Source organism: Faecalibacillus sp. H12 (genome assembly GCF_013361255.1).
Taxonomy (GTDB): domain Bacteria; phylum Bacillota_I; class Bacilli_A; order Erysipelotrichales; family Coprobacillaceae; genus Faecalibacillus; species Faecalibacillus intestinalis.
This window is the reverse complement of sequence record NZ_JABWDK010000088.1, coordinates 1-339: the sequence shown is the minus strand read 5'-3', so window position 1 is coordinate 339 and position 339 is coordinate 1. Positions and strand designations below refer to the sequence as shown.

At 35.7% G+C, this 339-nt stretch carries 1 protein-coding gene; it reads left to right on the top strand.

All coding sequences use genetic code 11. From position 1 onward, the window contains the following. Window positions 1–339, top strand: a 339-nt coding sequence (locus HUU89_RS14520) for a ribulose-phosphate 3-epimerase (protein WP_411897128.1), incomplete at both ends; no start/stop codon positions are given.

Sequence of the window (339 nt, the reverse complement as noted above, 5' to 3'; positions counted from 1 at the left end):
AGTTATTATGTCCAAGTATGATGTGTGCAGATTTTGCATCACTTAAAACAGAAATAGAAAATCTAGAAAAAGGTGGAATCGATATCTTTCACTTAGATGTGATGGATGGAAGTTATGTACCAAACTTTGGAATGGGACTACAAGATATTGAATATATCTGTAAGACAGCCACAAAACCATGTGATGTTCATCTAATGATTGAAGAACCAGCAAAATATGTAGAAAAGTTTGCTAAACTAGGAGCGAAAATCATCTATATTCATCCAGAAACAGATCCACATGCCTGTAGAACATTACAAATGATCAAGGATGCAGGAGCCAAAGCAGGGATTGCAGTGA